A 19,517-nucleotide genomic window follows, 5' to 3' on the forward strand; every position below is an offset into this window, starting at 1 on the left:
CAGCCTAACTTTTTATAACAATTGCTCTCATCTATGACTTCGAATGTATAAAATATGGGTCTTTAAATATTTTTTAATTCTTCCATGAATGAGTGGAACGTCGGGATATCCATTTGTTGTGCTGAATCAGACAGGGCTACAGCTGGATCTGGGTGAACCTCTGCCATGACTCCATCTGCACCAATGGCTAGAGCCGCTTTTGCAGCAGGTAGTAATAGGTCACGACGCCCTGTAGAGTGTGTGACATCCACCATTACAGGCAAGTGAGTTTCTTGTTTTAGGATAGGTACCGCAGAGATATCCAGGGTGTTTCTGGTCGCTTTCTCATACGTTCGGATGCCCCGTTCACAAAGAATGATATCCTGGTTCCCTCTTGAAATAATGTATTCCGCTGCATTGATGAACTCAGAAATTGTCGCAGACATTCCTCTTTTTAATAGGACCGGTTTATTCACAGAGCCGGCCGCTTTAAGAAGTTCGAAGTTCTGCATATTACGTGCACCAATTTGGATAACATCCAAGTAATCCAGTGCTTCTTCCAGGTCCGCAGGATTTACGATTTCACTGACAACTGCTAAATCTTGTTCGTCTGCTGCCTGTTTAAGCATCTTGAGACCTTCGATCCCCAGCCCCTGGAAATCGTAAGGGGATGTTCTTGGCTTGAATGCACCTCCGCGCAGAAGTTTAAGCCCTTGGTCTTTGACAGCTTTTGCAACCGTTGACACTTGTTCATAACTTTCTACGGAACAAGGCCCCATGATGAAGGATGGTGCTCCACTTCCAACTTTTTCTCCTTTAATTTCTACAACGGTATCTTCAGGTTTTTTCTTCCGTGATACAAGCAGGGCTTTTCTGTGATCATCTTCTTGTAACTCCAAGGCTGCCTTGAAAATTTCTTTGAATAAGTGAACGATTGTTGAATCCTCGAAAGGACCCTTATTATGTTGAGATAATTGATTGAGCATCGCTCTTTCCCTCACAGGATCAAAACGATTCATCCCCTGCTGCTCTTTGATCTGACCAATTTCCTTTACCAGATCACCGCGTTTATTGATTAAATTCAAAAGCTGTAAATTTACCTCATCTAATTGGCTACGCAGCTGGTCAAGATTTTGATTACTCATTATGTTCGTCCCCCTACAAAGAATTTAGTGTTATGAAATGGATGAATACTTTAAATAATTAGGGACAATTATAGCTAATATTTCGACAGTTGTCACCCCTATAAAAGGTTTTCATGAAATTCTTTATGAAAAGTTTAATGAACTTTCATAATCCTTAGCTTCCTAAACAAAAAAGGCCTGCTTTTTTGCAGGCCTAAACACGTTAGACTTTCAATAATCTCTCTTTAGTGATTGCTGAGTGACTGTCATGCCATACAGCTTCTCCTTCTTGAAACTGAATGACCTGAGGAGACTCATGACGGATTCCTGTAAATTCCGCGATGTGGTCGGATAATTCTCTCGATTCCTGTACATAAAGGATAAAGCATGGAACAGATGTTTCTTCAGCAAAGCGATCGTACTGTTGGTGAGCGGCTCCACTGATCGGACAGGTTAAACTATGCTTCAGTAAGAAAAACTCATGATTCGCTTCTACGATGTTTATAAATTCCTCTTTATTTTTAATCACTTCTTGTTTCAAGATGTTTCCTCCTTCAACAGAAAAGATGGAGGTTGAATATTCAACCCCCATCTCATATTTCATTATAAATTAGATGATGTCGTGGAATCTTGCTGCTTTTCAAGCTCTTGTGCAGCTTCTTCAATGGCTTCTGCCACTTCTTGAGCTGCTTTTTCAGCTTCATCTTCTTCATTTGAACGGAAGTTCTTCACTTTATCTTTCACAGCTCCACTGAACTGCTGGGATTTCTCTGTTACGTTTTTAGAAAGTTGGGAAGAAGACTCTACCGCCTTATCTTTCCATACGCCACTTTTTTCATAAGCAACGTCTTTCCACTCCCCTGCACGCTCTTTCCATTCACTGGAACTATTATTGATATTTTCTCTAAGTTCACGACCAGACTTTGGTGCGAAAAGGAGTGCGACGGCAGCACCTACAAGTCCACCAATTAAGGAACCTAGTACGAAATCTCTCCCATTACCATTTTGTTGATTTTGTTGAGTCATAAACGAATTCCTCCTTAAGATTTAGTCTCATCTTTCTTTGCTTTTTTCCACAAATTGATGGCCACTTGCCCCCATTTCATGGCTTGAGCTGCTGTATCCGTATTTTCATGGGCTGATTGGGTTAACCCTTTGGATACAGATCGAATGGACTGGTTGAACTCTTGAACTGTGTCACCAATGCCTTTGACTCCGTCAACTAAAGTATTCAACTTTTGTGACTTTTCTCCGACATCTTCAGCCAATTTATTGGTTTTATTCAAGAGCTCGGTTGTCTCTAAGGTGATTCCTTCCATTTGCTTTTCCACACCCTCAAGTGTGTCAGCAACATTGTTCATCGTACGGCGCACCGCCGTAAGTGTCCTCGCCAAAAATATGACAAGAACAGCAAAAGCCACTGCTGCAATCAGTGCAGCAATGTACAGAATAATAATCATTCCCCCTGCACACTCCTTCTTATGTAATCAACACAGTTTAGTTTATACCCTAAATGGGCATTTCTAAACGTGATGGCTACTATAAATGGACTTATTCGCTATCTAATCCCCAAATTCCTTCACGATTCGGATATTTTGTTCGAAAAAGTTCCCTTTTACTTTGATCGTTTGCCTAAACATTCCACTCCACCAAATATGTTCTAGATGACTTAATTTCATAACAGTAAGATGTTGCCATTACGTTGGACAGTGGTTATAACATACATATCCCTCTAAACCATGTAGGAGATGGAACTTCCCCTTTGGGATAACGGTTCTTTTCTCCTCTAAGTCAAATGAGGGTGCTTGAGAAGAAGGCAGACTTCCGCGGAATGGATTGGTTTATTCCCTGTCATTCCTTAGGCCCGGATGTAATGGAAAGTTGGTAGTTTCCCAACCCCATTGACTTTTCATATGTCAGGGGATTCTGGCTGGATCAAAATCAAGTCATCCTCAAGTTAGCGATCTATTTGATTGAAGAATAAAAAACATGCGGCTTTTATAAAAGCCGCATGTTAGATTAGTCATTTTGCTTTTCATAAGCCTCTTGGAACTTCTGAATATCCCCTGCTCCCATGAACAAGAGAACACCATTTTCATGTGCTGAAAGCTGATCGACTTCTTCCAATTGCAATACGCGGGAGTCTGGAATTAATTCCTGCAGATGATTAATCGTCAGTTTCCCTTCATTCTCTCTGGCTGAGCCAAAGATATCGCAAAGGTAAACTTCATCCGCTTCATTCAAGCTTTCCGCAAATTCATTAAGGAAGGTCTTAGTTCTAGTAAACGTATGAGGCTGGAAAATCGCGACAACAGGCCGGTCCTTATACTTTTTACGTGCCGTTTCAATCGTGGCTGTAATTTCAATGGGATGGTGTGCATAATCGTCTACTAACACCTGATCATGCCACTGTTTTTCAGTGAAACGCCGTTTAACACCTTTAAATGTAGCAAGCTTTTTGATTTCCTCTGACTGCATGTTTTCATAATGACACAACGCTATGACACTTAACGCATTCAATACGGTGTGATTGCCGTATTGTGGAATGGTAAATGTATCATAATAATTATTTCTCACGAACACATCAAATGAAGTTCCTTCTGATGTTTCAGTTATGTTCTGAGCTTGGAAATCATTGGTATCCGCCAGTCCATAATACAGAACCGGTACATTCGCTTGGATATGTTGAAGGTGCTCATCATCCCCACAAGCAATGATTCCTTTTTTCACTTGTTTCGCCATTTCCTGAAAGGCCTGGAACACATCATCAATGCTACTGAAATAATCAGGATGATCAAAATCAATATTCGTCATGATGGCATAATCCGGTTGATACGAAAGGAAGTGACGGCGATATTCGCACGCCTCAAAAGCAAAATATTGGCTATTCTCATGCCCCTTACCTGTACCATCTCCAATGAGATATGACGTCGGGTAGTTTTCAGATAAAACATGTGCCAATAATCCTGTTGTTGAGGTCTTTCCATGTGCACCAGTCACTGCAATACTTGTATAATTTTGCAGCCACTCTCCTAAAAACTCATGATACCGATAAAAAGATAATCCCTGCTCTCTTGCTTCTTGGATTTCCTCATGGTCATCACTAAATGCATTCCCAGCAATGATCGTCAATCCTTCATGAATATTTCCCTTTGAAAAAGGCAGGATTTCTATATTCTTAGATTCTAAAACTTCTTGAGTAAAAAAACGTTTTTCAACATCTGATCCTTGAACTTTCTCACCAGAATCATGAAGAATCTGGGCAAGCGAACTCATTCCTGTTCCTTTGATACCAATGAAATGGTAAGTTGTCATAAACAAGAACCTCCAAAATAAAGTGGGTCACTTTAAGTATAGTATATGTAATAATCATGGATATGCGATTTAAAGTTGCACTATATAAAACCGCGCATCTGCATTACCTAATCATATCACGGAATGGACTGCAGAAAAAGTAAATATGACCCAATCAAAAGGCACAAACCATCGATGTCCGTGCCTTTCTCAAGCGATCATTCCTCTGCTCCAGTATATTCAACATACTCCAAACGTGGATTATGTTTGTACCTTCTACCTTCCTTTGCTTCAGGTTCACCATCAATTAATACATTATCCCCTGTAAAACCAATTCCAATTTTCAATAAACTACCACCGACACCGTACATATCTACAGGTACTTTCTTTTCTTCAAATGCTCGAATTCGTTCCTTGGTAAATCCGCCGCTGACTACAATCTTCACATGCTTGTAGCCTTCCTGGTCCAAGGCACGTCTGAGAGCAAAAATTAATTCAGGGTTTACTCCTCTTGGGTCAAAAGTACCCATGAGATGCTGATTTCTTAAGAAATATTTGTCCACCAGGTTACGTGAAGTATCTAAACGAACACCTTTCAATTCATCTCCGAATTCTCGAGCTACCTTTAAAGAATCAGTAATGACATCGTTGTTGTAATCAACAAGGGCCATCAATTGATCATCCGGGAATTGTTGATGATAGGCTTTCGTTGCTGCTACAACATCGCCTTTGAACATCTGGATCAACGCATGAGGCATGGTCCCCATGCCCTCTTTGCCCCACCACTCATTCATGGCGTGGGTCGCTTGTGCTGTGGAACCACCGATAAAAGCAGAATACCCATCGCCTGATTGCTGCGTGAAATGATCATCCCGGTCCCCCATAAAGATGATTGGTTTCTGCTTACCGGATGAACGAGCTGCTTTGACGACATTATATACATTGGTGGCAACAGAAGTTCGTCTCGCTAGGATCCCATCAATAATCCCTTCTAAAAACCCGAAATACTGATAAGGACCAGTAACTGTTAGAACAGTCTCATAAGGACTGATTTTATCTCCGTCTTTCAAAGAATGGATTTCAAGCTCTTCCGGGTGCTCGGCGAACGTATGAATCAACGCGATGACTTCATCGGTTCCGCATAATACCGCATGATCCTTTTGAAAAAATTGCATCGTTACTTTATTATCAGGTAAATGATTTTCTACAATATCTCTTGTCTTTAAAAAGTAGACAGCAGAAAACCAGCCTTCTGCTACACGTTCATCAAATTTAAACGTTTTGTTCGTTAACCGGCTGATTTCGCCATTCAACTTCAGTGCTATTTCCTTCATGGCTTAACTCCTTAAACATAGAGGTCATAATCTCTCTCGTTTTCATTCATTGTTAATCATATAAAATTGAGAAGTTTTGCACAAGGTTTTTGCCGAAATGAAGGATTCACTCCATCATTTCTTCAATTTGCTGCCTTGTTAATAAGATGTCTCTCGGCTTACTTCCTTTTTGTTCCGATATAATTCCATAGGCTTCCATCTGGTCAATCAATCGGGCAGCCCGATTGTACCCTACCTTGAATCGGCGCTGAATAAGTGACGCACTCGCACCATTCTGCTCGAGAACAAACTCTACAGCTTCGTCAAATATTTCATCCGTTTCTTCTTCTGTGGAAACCTGCTTCATCAACTCTTCCTGATGAAAGAGGTATTGCGGAGGAGCGATCTTTTTCACATAGTGAGTCACTCTTTCAATTTCATCATCAGAAACAAAAGCCCCTTGAATACGAACTGGCTGACCTGAACCATTTTCAACAAAGAGCATATCGCCTCTACCCAGGAGTTTTTCGGCTCCTCCTGAATCGATGATGGTTCTAGAATCCACTTGTGATGATACACTAAAAGCAATCCTTGTCGGTATATTAGCTTTGATCAATCCAGTAATGACATCCACAGACGGTCGCTGGGTTGCTAGTAGCAAATGAATTCCGCAGGCCCTTGCTTTTTGAGCGATGCGGCAAATAGCATCTTCGACATCCTGTGGGGAAACCATCATTAGGTCGGCGAGCTCATCAATGACAATGACTAAATAAGGAAGTTTCTCAGAGTCTCTCTGTTGCTTCTTCATTTTTTCATTGTAACGCTCAACGTCCCGCACCCCTTCTTTTACAAACTTCTCATAACGCTCTTCCATTTCTTTCACAGCCCACTTCAATGCGGTGGTGGCTGCTTTAACGTCTGTAATAACCGGTGACACAAGGTGTGGAAGGTCATTATAAGGGGCTAGTTCAACCATTTTCGGATCAATAAGCAAAAACTTCACATCTTCATGATGGGCTTTATACAAAAGACTGATCAAGATCGTATTGATACATACACTCTTTCCTGATCCTGTCGCACCCGCAATCAAACCATGAGGCATTTTCTTCAAGTTTGTAACAATAGAATCTCCACCGATATCTAGACCTAATCCGACCGTCAGGGGTGAATCATCATTTTGGAAAGCATCGGATTCAAAAATCTCCTGCAAACCGACCATCATGGATTGTTTATTGGGGATTTCGATTCCTACGGCTTGTTTTCCTGGGATCGGCGCCTCTATTCTTATGTCCCTTGCCGCCATACTAAGTTTGATATCATCAGACAAGTTGGTAATTTTACTTACTTTAACACCTGGTTCCGGCTGCACTTCAAACCTTGTGACTGTCGGGCCCTTCATTGCATTAACGACTTTTGCACGCACATGGAAGTGTCGAAGAGTGGTTTCGAGCAGTTCCATTTGTTCTGTTATCCAACTATCATCTAGAGAAGTCGGACGTACTGGGTCTTCAAGCAGATGAAGAGGCGTATGGTACTCTATTCTTTTGCTTTTTTCTTCTACGACTTCGCTGCCTGCAGGTTCATCTTTTATTGGTTCAGGCTTCTTCTCCTGCCTTTTAGGTGGATTGCCATGATCACGATTTCTTTTGTCCCTTGGCGTCATAAGGACATTAAATGGCACACTACGTTTTGCTTCCTCTTTCTTTTTCGAAGGTTCATGTGAATTTGTGGCCATTTTATTTTGCGTTTCGTTCCCAGATTGAGGTGGTTCTGCACTCTTAGGTTTTTCCACTTCCGTTTGTTGATACATTTCCGTTTCTTCATCATAAGGTTCTGTTGAGGACGAAAGATTCTCTACCCTGTGTTCTTCTACTAATTCGGATTCCGTCTGGTCCGTATTTTCTTTGGGAGACATCTCCTCTTCCTTATTAAGAGAGGAAGGTTCTTCTTGGCCCTCTTCGTTCTCCTGCTCATTTTCAAGTTCTGTTTGCTCATCAGTGCCCTGTGATTCCGTGACTTTAGAATCTGAATGATCCAGTCCCCCAGCTTCGACTTCTTCATTTTTTGTGCTTGTTTCTTCTTGGTCATCGGCCATGGATAAAGCTGGCTCTTCTTTGTCATGATTCACGCTGTGTGTTTCCTCAAGTTCAGCCAACGAGCTTGTCTGTGTTTCATTCGTTTCTCTTTCATCATCAAAGGAATTTAAAGTCGTCTCATCCTCATCATATTCGTTCACTTCCGAAGGATTTAATGAGTCTTCTTCTCCTCTTTGAATAGCCTCTTGCAGAGATTCAGAAAGGCTCTCTTGCCCCCCCTTTTCTACTTCATCCTCTTCATGTTCTTCTCCTTTTCTTTTTTCTAAGGCTACATCCTGTGTGTTCGTTTCACCTGAATTTTCATTGTCCATCGATAAAGTTTCTTCGACTGAGTCTTCTGCAGGTTGATCCATTTCCTCATCAGCGAAGGTGAGACCCCGATACTCTTTGGATATACTTGGTCTGATGTCTCCCCGGTACTCACTTCCTGGCTCTTCCTTCGTCTCCTTGGACAAGGTGTTTTCCGTAGTGGCCGCCTCTTCCCGCTCCAGGAGTTTCGGTAGATCGGAAACAGCTTTTGGTCTGGAATTTTCTTCATCGACACGTGCTCTCATCCGCTTCCGCAATTCCTGCCATTGCTTTTCATCATTGGAATCAGTAAAAAATTCCGGTTTTGATTGCTGTTCTTCAACGGCATATTCCAACCTTTCCAAGCCTTTAGTAAGTTGGCGTGCTTGGTAACCGTAAATAGGGGATGGAACATCGGTCGGTGTGAAGGGGATAGATGAAGCTTCCGGAAGCTCATCAGTCCCATTTTCTTCTTTCCTCGGCCTTTTCTTTCTTTGGGAAAACTCCTCCACAGGTTCCTGTTTTTCAACTGGTTTCTTGCGGCGAGGACGTTGATAACTTCCATTTTCATTTTGAGATTTTCCTGGAGCGTCCGGAATAACAGGAAAACGAAATTCACCTTGTTTCGGGTAGCGGTACGTCATTTTTGTTTTAGCGTTTACATCTTTTCTTTCTTCTATTTTATGTAGCGTCTCCTGGTCATTTTTTTCTTCTGTATCCAGCAATTTTTTCATCTTATTTCTTAAGTCTTTCCACATTACGTTCACTCTCTTTTCAATTTTAAAATCACTTATAGGATTATCCCTATTTTAACAGGTTTAAGGCATTGGTTGGTTTACAATACCTTTAAAAATGACTTTTGAATCAAAAAAAGCAAAGCAGCTGGGCTACTTTGCTTATCTGTATCCTGATTAAACTTCAAAAGGCTGCCCAATAACAGCATCTTCGTCAAGAACTAAGATTCCTTTTTCTTTTGGTGCATCTGGTAGGTTCAACTCTTTTGCGGAACAAATCATGCCGGAGGAAGGAACGCCTCTCAACTCCGCATCTTTAATTTTCATTCCACTAGGCATAACCGCTCCTACTTTAGCAACAACGACTTTCTGCCCCTGATCGATGTTTGGCGCACCGCAGACAATCTGCAATGTTTCATCTCCAACATCCACTTGACACACACTCAATTTGTCGGCGTTCTCGTGGCCCGCTTTTTCCTTCACATATCCAACCACGAACTTTGGACTTAAATCAAAGTCTAGAACATCGTTGAGCTGATTTTCAGTAAAAAGGTCTTTGATTGGAGTTAGCATTTCTTCGGTCATACGCATTTTCCCTTGCCCATCGAGGTTAAAGTACTTAGAGGCGTTGAAGATATTGTAGCCAAGCAAAGAACCGTCCTTGCTATCCGTTATTTTCACTACATCTCCGTATGCTTCCTGTTTAAAAGTATCGCGGTTTCCTTCTTTAATTGGAATAATCAGGACATCTCCGATTCCTTGCTTGTTGTAAAATACATCCATGGTCTACTCTTCCTTTCGATCCTTATTCGGTTTCTTCTGAGCAAGAATGAAAATCGGTTCCAGCTGCTTATCCTCATATAAAAACGATAAGGAGGTAACAGGCACCGTTCCTTCTGCAAAGAATTTCATAGCCATCTGGGCTAATATATCATATCCTTCAGAATTTTGGACATCTGCAAAGATAATAACATCCTGGTGAGGGATGCTGATGGCAAGCTCACCTTTACACTCGGCTTTTAGCTTTTCCAGAAGAGCTTCATTCAGGATACGACTTGCATCATAGCCGTCCCTTGCTGAATGGAAATAGAAGTCATTTCCATACACGCTGTCTTTTTTCATTTCAACAGGAAGAGAACGCACATTAAAGCCAGCCACTTCCTTGACCCTCTCTAGAGACCAACCTTCATCTTTTAACATTTTCTCATCGATCAATTGATAAGATTTGCCTAAATCCAAAGCATAATATATACGTGTTTCTGCTGTATGGTCAACATAAATCAACTTTTTCCCCTGTTCTGTTTCCGTTGGAAAAGAAGCGGCTCTTATAACAGGGAAAATGTGCTGCTCTTTGCCTGTCAACTTATGATCTTCATTCATAACTCGAAGAGCTTCTTTCACATGGTCTTCAAGCTCATCAATAGCTTCCTCTCCCCGTGCCTCATACTTTGAAATTACATTAGGCAGTGTAATTGTAATTCCTTTTCCTGAGTGACTCCACTCGACACGGAAAGTATCTTTATCTCTATTGAATGTCGTCTTCCATTGATCATTCGCTAATCGTTCTTCAAGTTTTTTCTTCATCTTGATACTTGTCATTTTCATCTTTTTTCCTCCTTTATTATGGGAAGAAAGAATTTGTTCTTATTTTCGTTTCTTCAAACTACATCGTTTTCTATTATACACATTTATACCTTCATAACAAAAGCACAACGCTATTCTAAGATATGGTAGGATTTTTTTCATTCTTTTGATGTTCAGCTTATGACACAAGTGTCTGGGGGATGGAGATTGAATAAAAAGAAACAGACCGCACCTTGGCACGGTCTGTTTCTTTTTATTGGTCAAGTTTGTTGATAAAGTCTTCGATCTGTTCTTTTGTTTTTCGGTCTTTACTGACAAAACGGCCAACTTCTTCTCCATCTTTGAAGGCAAGAAAACTCGGAATACCGAAAACATCGTTTTCTGCGCAGATGTGGATGAATTGATCACGATCGACATATACAAATGTCCAATCTGGATACTTATCCTCCAATTCTGGAAGAAATGGTTCAATCACCCTGCAATCTGGACACCAGTCTGCCGAAAATAGAAAAATGACAGATTCTTTATTTTGTAGTTCTTTCATCTGCTGATCTGATTCTAGTGTAATCATTTCTGGTCACCTCCACAGCTATTCTAGCATACCATCAATCGTATTGAATAATCATATCACCTGGTTGGATCCACCCTTTTCTGCGGAACCAGAAGGCTACGAGATAACTGATCAAAGCAGGACCTATAAAGTGAAAAACGACAATGATCCAGAAGATTTCCCAGGAGAAACCCATGGACTCAAATGTCATAATTTGGCCCACAAATCCACTTGTCCCCATTCCCGAACCTGCCGCATTATTTTCTACACTTAACCAGACGGCGGCAATAGGAGCCAGCACCGCTCCCGCTATGGTTGGAGGAAGTATGATCAGTGGTTTTTTTACCACATTCGCAATTTGAAGCATGGATGTTCCGATCCCTTGAGCGAGAGCACCGCCAAATCCGTTATCTCTGTAACTGATGGTGGCAAAACCGATCATCTGTGCTGCACAACCCACCGTGGCTGCTCCGGCCGCCACGCCATCTAAAGAGAGCATCAAAGCAATGGCCAGACTGGAAATAGGTGCTGTCAATGCAATTCCCATTAAAACAGCTACAAGTGCCCCCATGATGATTGGTTGTTGTTGAGTCGCCCAATTAATGAGGCTCCCTACCCCTGCCATAAAACGTCCAATGGGGGCCCCGATCGCTGCCGCCACACAATAACCTATAATAATTGTGACAAAAGGAGTCAGAATGATATCTATTTTGGTTTCTTTACTGACGATTTTTCCGAATTCCGTCGCTATTAGAGCTGCAATATAACTTCCTGCCGGGCCGCCTAACTCTGCGCCGGAAGCTCCACTGAATAATGCTGCAAATATGACGAGCGGAGGCGCTTTTAAACCATAAGCAATCGCAGCTCCAATGGCTCCGCCCCATATCTTCGTGTCCATTGCAAAAGTACCCATCTCTACAAATGATTCAGATAAAACAATAATATCTGTCTGTTCGCCAATCGTTTTAATAATTAATCCAATAATTAGTGAAGAAAAGAGCCCTAACGCCATATAGCTTAACGCCGTTACAAAATATGCCTGAAAGGACAACTGAATCCCTTTTCTTTTTAAAAAAGTAAGCATTGCTAAACCTCCTGATTCGACCAAAACTATCATACACCCAATTCAAACAGGTGTAAATACACTTATGTTTAGTCAATATAAGCCAAAAGACACCCTCTCCAGCGTATTCCTCCTATTGTTTTACTAGATAAAAAGTTCTATAATTAATCAGTATATAGAGAAATTTGCAAATTTTTCGAAGGAGGGGTCGAATGAGATCGATTAAAGGCCGGATGCGTTTTCTGTTGATCGTGGCGGTCGTTGGAATTTTCGCCATCTTTGTTTTTTCTACATATTTTTTTCAAGAACAGAAAGAGATGGCACAACGATCAAAAAAAGTTCAACAGTCACTCGCTGATAGTCAAGAAATTAATTACTTAATGTCTAAAACCTTGATTGAACAACAAACTTTCTTCCATAACCCAAGCGCTGACCAAGGGGAGACAGCAGCTGCAGCCATCCAATCAGTAAAAGAAAAAGCCACTAACTTTGCCAACACGTATAAAAGTTATCCTGAGATTGGCAATCAATTCACGGAAATCACTAAAAAAGCTATTGAGTATGAAGAAGAACTAGGTCCTTTGGTGAATATGTACAAATTAGTGGGCTTTACTGAAGATAAAGGGCTGCACCAACACATACAAACGTCCTATAAAAAGTTCAATGATGTGATTGAGTCCGTGAATAGTGAACCATTGAAAAATTCTTTGCTCGCCATGAAAGTAAGCGAACGAAATTACATTAATGAACCAAACTCTGAGCAATTATCTGCATTTAAAACCAGTTCTCAAAATTTCAAGGAAACCATTAAAGAAATGGATTTGGATGCTGAGCAGTCTTCCATCTTAAGCAAGAACCTTTTAAAGTATGAACAGACAATTAATTCCATGGATAATACATTCACACAGGCAAACTCCATTCGCGCATCCTTTGAAGGGATTGCAGCCGATGTTTCAAGTCAGGTGGATCTAGTGATGTCTACAGCCAATCAATTAAATGCTTCGATGCTTGAAGAGCAGCAACAAAGACAGCAATGGTTAACAACATTACTCGCAATTATTGGCGCAATCATATTATTAGCCATATTGACCACTGGTTTCTTCTTGATTCGTTCCATAAAAAAATCCATTAACAGTCTAAAGGAAAGTGCCACAATTATTGGTGACGGCGATCTATCTCATCGCGTGGATTTGACCTCCAAAGATGAGATGGCTGAGCTGGGCTTACAGTTTAACCACATGGCTGACAGAATGGAACAATCCGTACGGAAGGTACTTCAAGCAACAGGTATACTTAATACATCTTCTGAAAGTCTGGCAACAATTTCTAATCAAACGGCAAATCAAGCGGAGGAAGTGAACGAAGCCATTAGTCACGTAGCAGCTGGCTCTCAGGATCAAGCTCAAAAGATTGATGAAACTCACCAATTTATCCAGCAAGTCACAGAAGCGATCACCAATACAAAAAAAGCTACAGGAACAATAGCAGGCAGACTGATGGAAGCAGAAACCGAAGGTGATGCCGGTTTACAAACAGTCGCCGAATTAGAAAAGACTTCCAAAGACTTCATCGAACTTGCCTCCCACATGGCAGAGGAAGTTCAGAACGCTTCACGAAAATCTGAAGAAGTAAACAAAGTGGTCACAACCATTGAAGGAATTGCGGACAGTACAAACCTGTTAGCCCTTAATGCCGCTATTGAATCAGCCAGGGCCGGTGAAGCAGGAAAAGGCTTCGCTGTCGTTGCAGATGAAGTTAGGAAATTAGCGGAGCGTTCAAAACAGGAAGCAGGAAGCATTCAAAAAATGGTCACAGTCATGTCCACCCAAATGACGACTCTTTCTGATGAAGCAGAGAAATTTAAACACTACCAATCTTCACAAGGTAAAGCTGTCACTCAAACGAAAGATGCCTTCGACCGAATCGCCTCCTACGTACAATCTATGAATGAACAAATCCGGGAAGTAAATGAAGCCGTTGACGGTGTAGATCGTGTAAATGAGGAAGTGAAAGAAAGGCTCCAAAGTATTAGTGTAATTTCCGAAGAAGCAGTAGCTACAGCAGAGGAAGTCGCCGCTTCTAGTGAGAATCAATTAACATCCATAGAAAAAGTTCACCATTCAGCTATGGATCTCCAAGGACTTTCACAGGAACTTTCTGCTGAGATCAGCCAGTTCACCATCAATGAAAATACAGCAGTAGAAGAAAATACAGAGCAGATTCAGGAAGGATTGGAATCGGAAGTCATGGATGAAGCTTTCAAGGAAGCGGAAGACCAATTGGAAACGGGAGACTTTGAAGAACATTCAATTTCCAGTACTAACAACAAAAAAGAACCCATCCATGAAGAGGAAAGATTATCTTCATAACTACAGAGAAGTCCAGCAAAAGACCCTTTGCTGGACTTCCTTTTTCACATCTTTCATACTAAACTAAAGGGAATTTTAAGGAGGAAAAACCAATGGAGTTAACGATTTATTTAGCAGGTCAGATTCATGATGATTGGCGAAATGAGATAAGAAAAAATGCAGAAAAAGAAAAGTTGCCCATCCACTTCGTAAGTCCCCAAGAAAATCATGCGCTTTCTGACGATATCGGAGAGAAGATTCTAGGGGAACAGCCAAGTAAAGTTTATCGTGATGATGCTGCATCCAGCGTAAATAATTTCAGAACACGTGTTATGCTCCAGAAATCTGATGCTGTCATTGCTTATTTCGGTGAGTCATACAAACAGTGGAATACAGCAATGGACGCAGGAGCGGCCATCCAAGCAGGAAAACCGTTAATTTTAGTAAGACCAGAATCTCTTATTCACCCGCTCAAAGAATTATCTAATCAAGCTGATGTCACCGTAGAGACATTGGATCAAGCCCTTGAAGTCCTCACCTACTTATACGAATAAACCTCTAATTGGCTACTAAAGTAACGGTCAGGATTATGGTCGAATCGATTTCGAAGCTTTTGTTGAGTAGATGGGGCTGCAGGGAATGACTCGATTCCCAACCATCCCTGACTCTCAACGCGGCAAACGATCCCCAATGATCTCGATACTGAGTGTTCCTCAATTGGGATCTTATGTACGAAAGACATAAGAAAAGGATGCATCGAATAAAGATGCATCCTTTTCTTATTGATCGTAGGACCACTGTCCTTTTAACAATTTCACTACATGAGTGAACATTTCTTCCCTGTGAATGACGCCATTCGTAAAAATACCGATGGCCCCTTCTTTTTTTCTTACATCATGTTTGTCCGTATATTCATCCATGACTTCTCCAAGCTCTTTCCCTTTTTCCAATCCTGCTTTAATTTCATCAGGAAGGGGGATACGAGCACCACTCGCGGTGTAGACGTTCTCTTTCCCATCTACTAAGGCCCCCCAATTACATAGGTAGAGATCATCTTCAATCTCCATGACTCCACCTTCAAGTCCAATTCCTATATTGGCTTTGTTTTGAGATGCACATTCCCTCGCACGGTTGATTGCCCCTTCTAATGTCTCTTCATCAGAAAAAGGTTGAGCTGCAACCTTCGATTCTACTTCCATTCCGATGACTTCCATGTCCGGAAATACACTTTTTACGGATTCAATTTTCGTAGGGTTTTGGGATCCCACATAAATTTTCAGCATAGCGAGCACCTTTCTCCTTCTCTAGCCGTTTATTGCCATTATTTCTCTTGATTGAGGACTTCATACAAGATCAATGGGACCTGTTCACCAATTTTAGCATAAAGTCACGCCGGCTGAAATCAGCTGGCGTGACTTCCATTTCTATTACACATTTCTTCTGATTTGGTCCACGGTATTTTGATCTGTTGTTTTTACCAGTTTGACTAGAAGCTCTTTCGCCGCTGCATAGTCGTCTACATGAATAATGGAAGAAGATGTATGGATGTAACGGGAACATATACCAACGACCGCGGATGGAACCCCATCGTTCGCCATATGAACTCTTCCTGCATCCGTTCCCCCTTGAGAAACAAAATACTGATAAGGAATATCATGAGTTTCAGCAGTATCGAGTATAAATTCACGGATCCCTCTATGTGTCACCATTGAACGATCGAGAATTCTTAAGAGTGCACCTTTACCTAACTGGCCAAACTCCTTCTTATCCCCACTCATATCATTAGCAGGAGAAGCATCCAGCGCATAGAAAATATCTGGCTGAATCATGTTAGCGGCTACCTGTGCTCCTCGCAGTCCTACTTCTTCCTGAACTGTAGCACCTGAATAAAGTTTGTTCGGAACCTTTTCTCCTTGCAACTCTTTTAATAGCTCAATGGAAAGGCCGCAACCATAACGGTTGTCCCATGCTTTTGCCAGGACTTTCTTTTCATTAGCCATCGGCGTGAATGGACAAATCGGCACAATCGGCTGCCCTGGCTTAATTCCGATTTCTTTAGCATCGTCTTTGTCATCGGCACCAATATCAATGAGCATATTTTTAATTTCCATCGGTTTTTTCCGTTGTTCAGGTGTCAAATTATGGGGAGGAATGGAGCCGATCACTCCGATTACAGGGCCTTTCTCTGTCATGACCTGAACACGTTGGGCAAGCATGACCTGATTCCACCAACCTCCAAGGGTTTGGAAGCGAAGCATACCGTTATCCGTGATTTGCGTAACCATGAAACCTACTTCATCCATATGGCCTGCCACCATGACAGTAGGTCCTTTCCCATTCTTCAATCCAAAAACGCCGCCCAAACGGTCTTGTACAATTTCATCTGAGTACTTTTCAAGTTCCTGTCTCATAAATTGTCGAACAAGGTGTTCATTCCCAGGAGCGCCCGGGAGTTCTGTCAATGTTTTAAAAAGACTTTGCGTTTCTTGATTCATATGTACATCTCCTTTTTTTCCTTCTTTCCATAGTTTAACGGAATTTTGAAAACGTTTCTACAAATGTGTCGTGTTTATAAGTTTTGATTTCCTTTTATCGGGAATATTTAGTATACTGTGGGTTAGAAATAAGTTGTGAGGTGATTGGTTAATGAACTGGAAAAAAGTCGCACTAGCAGCTGGTGTAGGAGCATTGGCAGGCTATGTAGTAAAAGAGCAATTGAGTAATGGCCAAGGAGTGACTCCTGAAAAAGCATTGAAAATTGCTAAAGAAGCTTTTAAAAAGCAAGGACCGATCAGTGGTTCATGGATTTACATGAAACCGGAAGAATTGAACAAGAATGGAATTAATTACGATGTGTACCGTGGAGGTATTTCTAAAAACCAGGACGGAGAAACATCTCAATTTGAATTTTACATCGATACAGAAACAGGAACGATTGTTGACGTTGCCGAAACTACAGCCTAAACATAAAAAATACCCTCGGTCTCGAGGGTATTTTTTATTGATAGTGGTGTTCCTTCTCCTTTAGCTTGTCCAGAACTTGTCCTTCCTCATCAAACTTCAACGCTCTGTACACAGCATCATGGTAGAAAACATACCACGCACGCCGTTGATACCCATACTCCATCCATTTCTTCTTCTCATGTACAGAGGTTACTGGATAATCATCATACGCGAGGGCCCAGAGCGGATTTTGGTGTGCATGCGTTGGCATAAGGTCTGCCATGTGAATGAATACATCATCCCCATCTTCAAAAGTGATAATGGAGTGTCCATGGCTATGGCCACTTGTATGGATCATCTTCAAGCCGGGCAGCACATCCAAGGAATTTTCAAACGTATGTACCTTTCCTTCGACAGCTTCCCAATTCGCCTGCCAATACGTGTTTTTTGACCTCATATTCGGATGGCGCATTTCATTCCATTCCACTTTGCTTGTGTAGATGATCGCGTTAGGAAAAGTAGGAACGAGCTGATCATCTTCCCATCTCGTCATTCCACAAGCATGATCAAAGTGCATATGAGTCATAAGCAAGGCATCGATCTCTTCCGGCTTTATATTTAAGCTATCTAAACAACGCAGGATAGAAGACTCTTCCCAAACTCCAAAATTCCGTTTTTGCTTCTCAGACATCTTGTCATTTCCTATTCCTGAATCAATCAGCATCTTTTTCCCATCAACCTCTAACAAAATCGGATCTGTTCGCAATTCTATTTGATTGTTTTCATTGACAGGGTATTTTTTGCTCCATAATGGTTTCGGAACTACTCCGAACATAGCTCCCCCATCCATATGAGTCACCCCACCATTCAACCAGGTCAATGAAGCCCGTCCCAATTTCAGTTTTTCCACCGTAATCTCCTCCCAATACCAAAGATAGCTCTAGTTTATCACAATAACTAGAGCTAATGAAAACGGTATCATTCAGGGAAACGTGCTGTACAACGATAGATGGGCTGCCCTTTTGCGGAGAATTTCTCTTCATATTCAGTCTCGACATTTAAAGGATCTTCATCTGCATGCAAGTCCACTGAGACATCTTCCAATATCATCCCGTAATTTGAGAAACTTACGAGAGAGTACTCAAAGAGTCCTTTGTTATCTGTCTTCAATGTAACTTGTCCTTCTTCCTTCAACACAGCTTGATACTGTTCTAAAAACGTATGGAAAGTCAAACGGCGTTTTTCATGTTTATTCTTAGGCCATGGATCTGAAAAGTTCAAGTAGATATGATCCACTTCGTTATCTTCAAACAGATCCCTTAGGTCTTTCGCATTTTCGTTAACCATGCGGACATTGGTTGTTTCAGCTGCCAGGACTTTCTTGACAGCTCCGACAATTACACTTTTCACAAATTCCAATCCTACAAAATTAATATCCGGATGCTGTTTCCCCATACCAGCAATGAACTGACCTTTACCTGAACCTATTTCTAAATGCAAGGGCTGTTCTTGGTTATCAAAAAGCTCCTTCCATTTGCCTTTCATTTCAAACGGTTGTTGGACGACCACTTCATCTTTTTCCCTTAAAAAGTCATCAGCCCACGGTTTATTTCTTAAACGCATGTAATGGATTCCTCCTTCTTATCGATAAAATGGTACCACGAAGCTGCTTAAAATAAAAATTTTTCTCGTTTTCCTTGCTATATAAGGGAAAACGGATGTAAACCGTTTATATCAGACGATGCATGAGCTAATAATACACCAATATGAATATCAACGATAAATTTCGAAATATGAATGGTTTAAGGGGTTGGGTTGTAAGCGCTTTCTGATATAGCATTAGTATCGTGCCTTATTAAATAGACAGGAGTGATGATCAAGAATATGAAAATGATCTCTAAAGCAATTGAACTGACTGTATTGGCTGTTTTCTCTGTACTATTTGCAGGTTATGCACTATTTATATATCCTTTTGAAAAATTATCAGAAATGATGAGCGCTGAAGTGAAAGAAAAGAAACTTAAATATACACCAGCTACTGAAAAAACCGTTGCTTAAGCAGCGGTTTTTCTTTTTACATCAAATTCTCTACTCCTTCACTATCGCTCCCTTTACTTGAAGACTAAGTTTCGAGTCTTTTTTGAGTGGGCGGGGGCTGCGGGGAATAACTCGCTTTCCGCGGGAGTGCGTGGTAGATGAGA

General features: G+C 41.3%; 19 protein-coding genes. 4 read left to right on the top strand and 15 right to left on the bottom strand.

Annotated features, from left to right (window positions below):
- Nucleotides 1-62: 62 nt before the first annotated feature.
- From K2225_RS15330 to K2225_RS15380, 11 genes are all read right to left on the bottom strand, one after another.
- Nucleotides 63-1,124: a bifunctional 3-deoxy-7-phosphoheptulonate synthase/chorismate mutase gene (locus K2225_RS15330; protein ID WP_146812549.1), complete on the bottom strand. Its 1,062-nt coding sequence runs from the start codon at nt 1,122-1,124 to the stop codon at nt 63-65.
- A 202-nt stretch (nt 1,125-1,326) separates the two neighbouring features.
- Complete coding sequence (gene ytxJ, locus K2225_RS15335; RefSeq protein WP_220585511.1) at nt 1,327-1,644, bottom strand: bacillithiol system redox-active protein YtxJ; 318 nt, start codon at nt 1,642-1,644, stop codon at nt 1,327-1,329.
- Between the two features lie 62 nt (nt 1,645-1,706).
- Nucleotides 1,707-2,129: a YtxH domain-containing protein gene (locus K2225_RS15340; protein WP_220585512.1), complete on the bottom strand. Its 423-nt coding sequence runs from the start codon at nt 2,127-2,129 to the stop codon at nt 1,707-1,709.
- Nucleotides 2,130-2,143: 14 nt separating this feature from the next.
- On the bottom strand, nt 2,144-2,563 hold the full coding sequence (locus K2225_RS15345) for a DUF948 domain-containing protein (RefSeq protein WP_146812546.1): 420 nt from the start codon (nt 2,561-2,563) through the stop codon (nt 2,144-2,146).
- A 559-nt stretch (nt 2,564-3,122) separates the two neighbouring features.
- Complete coding sequence (gene murC / locus K2225_RS15350) at nt 3,123-4,418, bottom strand: UDP-N-acetylmuramate--L-alanine ligase (protein ID WP_220585513.1); 1,296 nt, start codon at nt 4,416-4,418, stop codon at nt 3,123-3,125.
- Between the two features lie 197 nt (nt 4,419-4,615).
- Nucleotides 4,616-5,731 carry a nicotinate phosphoribosyltransferase gene (locus tag K2225_RS15355; protein ID WP_220585514.1) on the bottom strand — a complete coding sequence of 372 codons (1,116 nt, stop codon included), beginning with the start codon at nt 5,729-5,731 and terminating at the stop codon, nt 4,616-4,618.
- A 106-nt stretch (nt 5,732-5,837) separates the two neighbouring features.
- Nucleotides 5,838-8,852 (bottom strand): DNA translocase FtsK, encoded by a 3,015-nt coding sequence (locus K2225_RS15360; RefSeq protein WP_220585515.1) that lies wholly within the window; start codon nt 8,850-8,852, stop codon nt 5,838-5,840.
- 153 nt (nt 8,853-9,005) lie between these two features.
- Entirely contained in the window at nt 9,006-9,611 is a 606-nt protein-coding gene (gene ytpR / locus K2225_RS15365) for a YtpR family tRNA-binding protein (protein ID WP_220585516.1), read from the bottom strand.
- A gap of 3 nt (nt 9,612-9,614) precedes the next feature.
- Nucleotides 9,615-10,433 (bottom strand): DUF1444 domain-containing protein, encoded by an 819-nt coding sequence (locus K2225_RS15370; RefSeq protein WP_220585517.1) that lies wholly within the window; start codon nt 10,431-10,433, stop codon nt 9,615-9,617.
- Between the two features lie 232 nt (nt 10,434-10,665).
- Complete coding sequence (locus K2225_RS15375; protein ID WP_220585518.1) at nt 10,666-10,983, bottom strand: thioredoxin family protein; 318 nt, start codon at nt 10,981-10,983, stop codon at nt 10,666-10,668.
- A 34-nt stretch (nt 10,984-11,017) separates the two neighbouring features.
- Nucleotides 11,018-12,046, bottom strand: a complete 1,029-nt coding sequence (locus tag K2225_RS15380) for a PTS sugar transporter subunit IIC (RefSeq protein ID WP_220585519.1) — start codon at nt 12,044-12,046, stop codon at nt 11,018-11,020.
- A 191-nt stretch (nt 12,047-12,237) separates the two neighbouring features.
- Here K2225_RS15380 and K2225_RS15385 point away from each other — a divergent pair, with 191 nt between their 5' ends.
- Complete coding sequence (locus K2225_RS15385; protein ID WP_220585520.1) at nt 12,238-14,394, top strand: methyl-accepting chemotaxis protein; 2,157 nt, start codon at nt 12,238-12,240, stop codon at nt 14,392-14,394.
- A gap of 92 nt (nt 14,395-14,486) precedes the next feature.
- Nucleotides 14,487-14,927, top strand: coding sequence for a YtoQ family protein (locus K2225_RS15390; RefSeq protein WP_220585521.1), 441 nt, complete (start codon nt 14,487-14,489; stop codon nt 14,925-14,927).
- Between the two features lie 225 nt (nt 14,928-15,152).
- Here the strand turns inward: K2225_RS15390 and K2225_RS15395 are convergent, their stop codons facing one another.
- Both K2225_RS15395 and K2225_RS15400 read right to left on the bottom strand, forming a co-directional pair.
- Entirely contained in the window at nt 15,153-15,653 is a 501-nt protein-coding gene (locus K2225_RS15395; RefSeq protein WP_220585577.1) for a DUF84 family protein, read from the bottom strand.
- A 147-nt stretch (nt 15,654-15,800) separates the two neighbouring features.
- Complete coding sequence (locus K2225_RS15400; RefSeq protein WP_220585522.1) at nt 15,801-16,868, bottom strand: M42 family metallopeptidase; 1,068 nt, start codon at nt 16,866-16,868, stop codon at nt 15,801-15,803.
- 151 nt (nt 16,869-17,019) lie between these two features.
- On the opposite strand from K2225_RS15400, the gene K2225_RS15405 reads away from it, so the two are divergent.
- On the top strand, nt 17,020-17,337 hold the full coding sequence (locus K2225_RS15405) for a PepSY domain-containing protein (RefSeq protein WP_075034533.1): 318 nt from the start codon (nt 17,020-17,022) through the stop codon (nt 17,335-17,337).
- A gap of 34 nt (nt 17,338-17,371) precedes the next feature.
- Here K2225_RS15405 and K2225_RS15410 read toward each other — a convergent pair whose 3' ends face one another.
- Nucleotides 17,372-18,226 carry a YtnP family quorum-quenching lactonase gene (locus tag K2225_RS15410; protein ID WP_220585523.1) on the bottom strand — a complete coding sequence of 285 codons (855 nt, stop codon included), beginning with the start codon at nt 18,224-18,226 and terminating at the stop codon, nt 17,372-17,374.
- Between the two features lie 68 nt (nt 18,227-18,294).
- On the bottom strand, nt 18,295-18,939 hold the full coding sequence (trmB, locus tag K2225_RS15415) for a tRNA (guanosine(46)-N7)-methyltransferase TrmB (protein WP_220585524.1): 645 nt from the start codon (nt 18,937-18,939) through the stop codon (nt 18,295-18,297).
- 261 nt (nt 18,940-19,200) lie between these two features.
- Here trmB and K2225_RS15420 point away from each other — a divergent pair, with 261 nt between their 5' ends.
- Nucleotides 19,201-19,374: a hypothetical protein gene (locus K2225_RS15420; protein ID WP_220585582.1), complete on the top strand. Its 174-nt coding sequence runs from the start codon at nt 19,201-19,203 to the stop codon at nt 19,372-19,374.
- The last annotated feature ends 143 nt before the right edge of the window (nt 19,375-19,517 follow it).

It is taken from the genome of Halobacillus sp. Nhm2S1, from assembly GCF_019599545.1.
In the GTDB taxonomy this organism is placed as follows: Bacteria; Bacillota; Bacilli; order Bacillales; family Halobacillaceae; genus Halobacillus.